General features: G+C 72.6%; 4 protein-coding genes and 1 pseudogene. All 5 read right to left on the bottom strand.

What is annotated here, in order from left to right; genetic code table 11:
* Positions 1 to 931: hemerythrin domain-containing protein (locus QHF85_RS49230; protein ID WP_281334497.1), on the bottom strand; the 931-nt coding region annotated here is incomplete at its 3' end.
* Between the two features lie 390 nt (positions 932 to 1,321).
* The gene (locus tag QHF85_RS49225; RefSeq protein ID WP_281334496.1) at positions 1,322 to 2,056 is read right to left on the bottom strand and encodes a hypothetical protein; all 735 of its coding nucleotides are present in this window, start codon (positions 2,054 to 2,056) and stop codon (positions 1,322 to 1,324) included.
* A 14-nt stretch (positions 2,057 to 2,070) separates the two neighbouring features.
* A complete protein-coding gene (locus tag QHF85_RS49220) occupies positions 2,071 to 4,725 on the bottom strand; it encodes a TonB-dependent receptor (protein ID WP_281334495.1) in 2,655 nt (884 codons plus the stop codon).
* A 99-nt stretch (positions 4,726 to 4,824) separates the two neighbouring features.
* Positions 4,825 to 7,107 (bottom strand): sulfatase-like hydrolase/transferase, encoded by a 2,283-nt coding sequence (locus QHF85_RS49215; protein WP_281334494.1) that lies wholly within the window; start codon positions 7,105 to 7,107, stop codon positions 4,825 to 4,827.
* A pseudogene (locus QHF85_RS49210) lies at positions 7,104 to 7,513 on the bottom strand (response regulator); the annotation flags it as partial. The gene QHF85_RS49215 and the pseudogene QHF85_RS49210, both read right to left, overlap by 4 nt.

Raw genomic sequence — 7,513 nt, 5'->3', positions numbered from 1 at the left:
CAGCTTGCCCTCGCGCGCCGCCGCCGCGGGCCATCCCCTTCTGCGCCCCACGCACGCCGCCGCTCTGGCCGCCCCGCGCCGCTCCGCCGCTCTGCGACTGCGTCCGCGACGCCCCCTGCCCGCGCGCCGCCGGCGCCTTCTGCGGCGCCGCCGCCTTGCGCGACTGCGTCCGCGACGCCCCGCCCGCCACAGCGCCCGCATTGCGCTTCTGCGCCGCCACCTGCGAGCCACGCTTCGCCGGAGCCGCCTTCGCCGCGCCACGCTTCGCCGCGCCACGCTGGGACGCTGCGCCACGCTGGGACGCCGCGCCACGCTGGGACGCCGCGCCACGCTGCGACGCGCCACGCTTCGCCGCGCCCGCCGCCCGCTTCGGCATCGCCTGGCGCTTCGCCGGCGCGCGCTTGCGCGGAGCCGCGGCCTTCTTCGCCCCGGGCGCCTGCATGGCCACCTGCCGCGCCGCGATGCCGAGGCTCCGCTCCAAGATCGGGCGGTGCCCCTCCGCGAGGCGCTCCGCGAACCGCACCGAGAGCCGCTCGCCGAGGTGCTCGAGCTGCTCACGCCCCATCTCCCCCTCCGCCTGGGGCAGGAGGTCGCTCTCCTCCTCCTCGACGTGGTTCATCACGATGTCCTTGAGCGCGCCGAGCTTGGCCGAGAACGTCTCGTCGCCCACGCTGACCGACATCAGCCGGTAGAGCGCGAAATCCGCCACCGCGTGCTCCTCGAAGGCCTCGCGGATGCGACCGCTCGGGCCGAGCGCCTCCATCGCCGCCGGATAGAAGATCTCTTCCTCGATCGCCGTGTGCGCCGCGAGCGCGTTGGCGAGCTCCTCGCGGAGCGAGGCACGCTCGTCCTCGTCCTCGGCACCCTCGATCTCGCGGAACAACTCTTCGACTTCGCGGTGCTGCTGCTTGAGTAGGTCGGTCGCCTTCATGTCGAGCTCCTCACTGCCGTTCCTTCTCGGCGTGCCGCGCCTCGCCGAGGCGCCGCCCTTCGTGCTCGCGGCTCCTTGCGCGCGGCATGCCAAGGCCCCCCGAGGGCCCACAGAAAAGCGTGGGACGGACGCCGGACTTCCCCCACCCCGCGTCCCGACGGAAGGCCGCGACCCGAGCGAAAGCACGAGCAAACGAGGCAACGAGCCGAGCGTGCGCCGCGAGAAGCACGCACCGCGGAGGCTCGTACCCCGCTCGTCCCACGCGCCGGCGCCCACGAAACGCAGAGCCGCGACCGCGCGCGGCCGGCGCAGTCGATCGCGCGGGTGGCACGGAGGTGCGCACCCAGGGCGCTCGCGAAGGGCGAGCGCGGGCAACAATGGAGCAGGCGGCTAGGGCGCGGCCGACGCCTCGCCCGCCACGAACTCGAACGACGGGGGGTGGGTCGAGACCATGCGGATCACGACGGCATCGTGGTCAGGCGCGCCCGACCCGATCACGAACGGATCGACGCCGGCGTCGATCGCCGCGCCAAAATCCACGGCGGAAAACCAGGATGCGACGTCGAACCGGACCTCGATCCGCGAGGTCGCCTCGGTGACCGTTCCCTCGGCCTTGGTGGTCGGCACGGCGCGCTGGCCCTGAAAAAGCGGGGCGACATCGATGTCGGCCTCGAACCGGACGGACGCGCCGGCGCGGCTCGCCACGCCCCGCACGCGCGCCGAATGCCCGCCCGGCGCCTCGGGCGAAGCCGTGGCGCCGTCCTCCGGCAAGAACCAGTGAATTCCGTGGTCGTACGACACACTGCGCACGTCCCCCGCGAACCCCTCGTACGTGCCGAGCGGCGTCTGCCCGGCTTCGAGGAGGTCGATCGTCGTGATTCGTCGGATTTCGCCGACCGCGACCTCGCAAAGGGTGGCGGAGGCGGAGTCGCTGGCGCAGAAATATGCGGGACCAAAGGCCACGCGCGCCTCATCCAGGGTGACGGTGACGTCGTCCACGACGAATTCGTTCGTCGCGGGAGAAACGAAGTACGCCGGGAACGAGACCTCGGGTTGGCCGGTGCCGGAGCCGCAGGCGGCGAGGACGGGGACAAACGGCAGGAGCGACCGCAAAAGACGCTGCATGGGGGACCTCCGGCTCAAAGGTGGAAGGTCAGATTGCCGAGGATCGTGAGCGGCGATCCGGCGGAAATGTGGCGCGCGGGCAGATGCGAGGGAATGCCGCTCGTCTGCCAGTCGGAGACGAACACATACTCGGTGTCCGCGTACCGAGCGTTCAAGAGGTTCGTGGCGTCGACGCCGACCTCCACGAAATCGCGGCGCAAGCCGAGCGAAGCGTCGACGACGAAGACGGCGCGCGCCTCCTGGGCATACGGGAGCGGGCGCGGCGAGAGGAAGGTGGCGCCATACCCGGCGCGGGCGACGAGGGGTTTGCCGCGGAACGTGCCGAGGGCGCGGCGATAGGAGACGTCGGTCCGCACGACGACGGGCGGAACGTAGGGGAGCGATTGCCCTTCGACATAGGCCGGTCGGGGGTTTTCCGGGGTCGGCGGGGGCGGAGAATCGAGGGTGGCCCGGACGAACGTGCCGCTGATCGAGGCATGCAGGCCGTTCGAGGGATTGGCCTGGAGGTAGGCGACGAGGCCGCGGCGGGTGGTCGGACCAATACGTTCGAGCCGGCCTTCCTCGGCGTCGAAGGCGAGGTCGTAGGAGAGGCGGGTCTCGTAGGCGACGAGGGTGGCCGAGATGCGGGCGGGTTCGTATTGAAAACGCGCGCCGGCCTCGTAGCTGTGGACCGTGGCGAAGGGCGCCTGCTCGCCCTCTTCGAGCTGCCGGGCCTGCGGGGAGCGATACCCGCGGCCATAAGCGGCGAAGAGGCGCAAGGAGGGCCAAGGGTCGACCTCGAGCGTGGCGCGCGGGCCCCAGGCGATGCCCGCGGCGGTGCGGCGATAGCCGATGAAATGGGTCTCTTCGCGGTTCGGCGGGGTGCGGTTGCCGAGGCGGTCGTCGATGTCGAAGGAGATGAAGTCGGCGCGGAGGCCGCCGCGCAGGCGCGCCCAGCGGGAGAAGGTGAACAAGGCGTCGGCAAAGGCGCCCAGGCGGAGCGAGCGGACGGTGGCGTCGACGCGGCGGTCCCAGGTCTCGTTTTGCGGGGCTTCGAGGAGGTTCTGGGCCTGGTCGATGGAATGGGCTTCGGCGTCCGCGCCGAGGGTGAGCTGGGACTTGAGCCAGGAGGCCGCCTCGTAACGGCGGGTGCGATACGAGGCGCGGGCGCCAAAGCCGCCGTCGTCGTTCGATTGCTCGATGAGATCGCCGCGTCCTGCCCAGGTGGGCTCGAGGCGGGAGCGCTGGGTGTAGCCGGTGAAATTGAGGCGGCTGCGGTAGGTGGCATACGCGCCCCAGAGGCCAAAGGAGGCCTCGGAGTTGTCGTCGCCGGTGCGCTGGAGGGAGAAGCTCGCCTGCGTGCGGGTGGCCGCGGCGGATTGCGAGCGGGCGGAGACGTCGGGGTAGGCGTCGTAGAAATCGACGACCCGGCGGTCGATGTCGTCGCGGCGGAGGACGCCCGCGACGCCGCCGCGCGCGCCATACGCGGAGAGGTGGACGAGGGCGGAGAGGTCGCCGGGAAGCTCGAATCGGTATTGTCCGGTAAAACCACCCGAGACGCTGCCGCGGACGCCGTCGCCGAAGCCGTCCGTGGTGCGGACGACGGCGGCGCCGAAGGTCTCTTCGGACTGGCCGGCAGGCGCGAAGATGGCGACGAGGCGCTTCGTGTCGAAGGAGCCATACGACGCGGTGGCGCGGACGCCGCGCTCCTCGACGCCGAGGTCGAAATCGACGCTGCCCGCGACGGCGAAATCACCCTGGTGCGGATCGTAGACGCCCTCGACGACGCGCACGCGGAGCACGGTCTCGGGGATCAGGACATTGAGGTCGGCATACCCCTGGCCGTGCACGTGCGAGGGCTGATTGAGGGGGATCGTGCCGCCGAGGGTGAACTGGATGTCCTGGCCATGATCGGCGTCGAATCCGCGGAGAGAGACGCGCTGGGCGACGGCGTCGCCCTCGGGCCGCATGACGTGAAAGCCGGGCGCGGACTTGATGAGGTCGGCCGCGGTGGGGCGCGGGGCGCTGTCGAGGACGGCGCGGCCGAGGCGGAAATCGGAGGCGCCGCGGCGCGGAGGGTTCGGCCGGCCCTGGACGTGAATCTCGATGGGTTTGCCCGGCTCGGCGACGGCATGCGGCAAAGCGAGGCCCGAGTCGAGCTCGGCAGGCTGTTCGCCGTGGGTATGGGTGTGTTTGTCCGGGCGTGGTTTGTCCGCAGGGCGCGGTTTGTCCGCCGGCGGGCCGGGCGGAGGGGCCGTGCCCGCGTCCGGGGGCGTGGCGTCGGTCGGCGCGCCCGGCGGGACCGGGACGGGCGGATGCGGCTCGGGCGCAAAATGGAAGGGGACGCGAATGCGGGCGCGGATCGGGACGCCGTCGCGTGTGGCCGGGCTGAAGCGCCAGCGACGGACGGCGGCGAGGGCCGCGTCGTCGAAGGCTTCACCGCCGGAGACGGCGATCTGGGCGTCGCCGACGGTGCCGTTGCGCTCGACGGTGACGAGGACCTCGACGGTGGTGTCGACGCCCTGCGCGAGCTTGTCCGGGGGATAGACGGCGTCGACGTGCTCGACGACCGTGGGAAGGGTGACGTTCGCCTGGCCGGCCGGCGCCTTGGGGGCGGGCGCTTGGGCAAACGCGGGGCGCGAGGCGAGGAGACCCGCCGCCAGGGCGATGGCGTGTGACCATCGAGACAAAACGAACCTCAACCGATCCTCCGTCGGGCCCCTTCGGAACGGTGCTTTACACGCGGAGGGCGGGGAACGAAACGCGAAAATCGCGCGGGGATGCGGATCTCACTCGATCGTCCCCCACACCCGCAGCGCCGCCGCCGTGTCCGGGTCGATCGTCGCCGGCTCCCGCTTCTGCAGGTCCGACCGGGTCGACTGGTCGCGCGCCATGATCCGGCGGAAGAGCGCCTGCGCCGCGAACGGGAGGGTCTCGCGGCGGTTGAAGGCGCACGTCGGGTCGAGCTCGAGGTCGCAGAGGAACGGCGCGGCGTCGTAGCGGCCCGTCATGATGAGCTGGCCCCAGCGAGCCGAGAAGCGGTCGTCGAGGGTCGCGATCTGCGGCTCGAAGGAGGAGTCTTCGAGGCCGGAGGCGACGGCCGAGAGGTCGCGGCCGAGGCCAGGGCGCGAGAAGGAGATGCCGAGCGCGGAGAGGGTCGTCTGGCTGAGGTCCCAGATCTCGGTGGGGAGGTTGACGTGCGCGCCGCCATACCGGGCGTCCGGGAAGCGGACGTAGAGCGGGAGGGTGAGGTGAGGCTCGGCGAGGTCGTCGCCCTCGGCGTAGAGCGAGGCGGCGCCGGCGGCGACGTCGCCCGTGACGACGAAGACGGTGCTCTCCCAGAGGCCGGCGGTCTTGAGGGCGGTGACGAGGCCGCCGAGGGCGCGGTCTTGCGCGGCCATGGCGGCGCCTTCGAGGGCCCGGACGCGTTCCTGGTCCTGCGCGGAGATGGCGTCCTTCTTGTCTCTCTTTTTCCGCAAGGTCGCGAGCTGCTGCGCCCCGCGGCGCGGCTCGATGACGCCGGTGTAGGTGCTCGGCGGGAGCTGCGATTGCTCCTTCGGCGAGACGTCCCAAGGCGGATGTCCGCCGCGGGCATGGACGACGAGGAGGAGGCGCGCTTCGGGCGATTGGCGAAGGACGTCGGTGAGCCAGGTGGCGGCGGCGTCGAGGGGCGCGGTGGCCGGGTCGTTGCCGTAGGGGGGATATTGGGCGAAATGCTCCCAGCCCTCGCCAAAGCCGAACGATTTGAAGGTGGCCGGGACGCCGGTGAACATGGCCGCCCGAATGCTGGCGTCGTGGGCGACGGCGCCGAGCGTGGTGTTCGAGGCCGGCATGCGCGCGCCGAAATCGGTGAGGGTATGCGCGCGTGGCGGCATGGCCGTGAGCAGGGAGCCGACGACGCTGCCCGGGAAGGTGGTCGGGGCGCGGTGGCGGTGGAAGGTGGTCGCCGTGAGGGCGAGCTCGGAGAGGGTGGGGAGCTGCGGCGTGGGGCCGGCATGCCACGGCGGGAGGCTGTCGCGGTCGAGGCCGTTCATGACGACGAGGACGACGGCGCGGGCCTTGGCAGTGGCCGGCGGAGGAGCCGCGGGCAGGACGAGGACCGGGTCGCCGAAGAGAACGCGGGCGCCCTGGGAGGTGCCCTCGGCGCGGAGCTCGAGGGTGGCGAGGGGGCCGCCCTGGAGGTCGAGGGGGAGGTCGAGGTCGGTCCAGGTGGCCTTGTCGCCGCCGGTGAGGTGCTGGGTGAGGACGTCGACGGGCTTCTGGCCGTCCCGGAGGAGGCGGACGCGGGCGTCGGCCTCACCGGGGCCGAGGACGCCGACGGAGGTGCGGAGGCGCGCGCCCGGCGGGAGGCGGAGGGTGCAGCGGACGGCGCCCGGGCCGCGGAGGGCGATCGAGCGGTGCGGAACGCCGGAGAGCGCGGCTTCCCGGAGGAGGACGTCACGCAGGGTGGGCGGGCCGTAGGTGGCGGTGCTCTCGTCGGGGACGCCGATGCGGATCCAGTCGAGGTCGACGAGGGGATCGCCGCTCTTGGCGCGGCCCATGAAGCGGAAGGTGAGGGTGTGGACGCCGGGATCGACGGGGAGCGTGGTGGCCCCGGTGGTGGCGATGCGGATCTGGTCGCGCTGGAAGTTGAGGGTGCCGAGGGGCTGATCGTCGAGCGAGACGGTGGCCGCGCGGGCGCCGAGGCCCATGGAGCGGGCGGCGACGAAGATGGGGCTCGCCTCCGGCAGGACGAAGGTGACGCGCAGGGTGCGGTTCGAGACGCGCATCCAGGTGGAAGCGTCGTGCTCGATGGGATCGACGCCCCGCGGAGCGACGCCGGTCCAGGCGAAGCGGCCGACCATGGCGTCGGTGCCGGTGTCGAGGAGCAGGCCGCGATGTTCGAGGTCGCAGCCGGGGAGCTGGTCGACGAGGTCGGCGACGATGCGGGCGGGCGCCGGCGGCTGGGGTGCGACGGCGCTGGTGGTGGGCGCGGGGGTGCCCTGCTCCTGGCTCTTGCCAGGGCCGCAAGCGCTCGCGCCGAGGGCGAGGGCGAGGAGGGACGAGAGGACGAGCGGGGCGGAAGGCGTCAACGCGACCAGGGTGGCGCGATGCGCAGGCGCGTCAAGCGCCCTTCCTTGACGAGGGCGAACCGGACGCGCTCCTCGCCGCGGAGGCGGACGCGGATCTCGTACGGGTCCTTCTTGGGGGCGAGCTTCGACTGGACGATGGGGCCGTTCCCGGCGAGCTGGCCGTCGACGTAAATCGAATCACTCGGACCGGCCACGACCTCGAGGAGCCCCTGGCCCGCGGGGACCTTGTCCTCGGCGCGGAGGGGGAGGTCCTGGGGCATGACGGGGAAGTCGGCGGTGTCGCCCTCGCGCCGGTCGCGCGGGGTCGTCGCGGCCGCGGCGGGCTCGGGCGCGGGCGCGGGCGCGGCCTCGGCTGCGGGCGGGCCTTCGGCGGTGACGGTCGGCGCCGGGAGCGCCGCGGGCGCGG

It is taken from the genome of Polyangium sp. 6x1 (assembly GCF_029946515.1).
Classification (GTDB): domain Bacteria; phylum Myxococcota_A; class Polyangia; order Polyangiales; family Polyangiaceae; genus Polyangium.
Note: the sequence above shows the minus strand (reverse complement) of the source record. Positions and strands in the feature narration are given on the sequence as shown.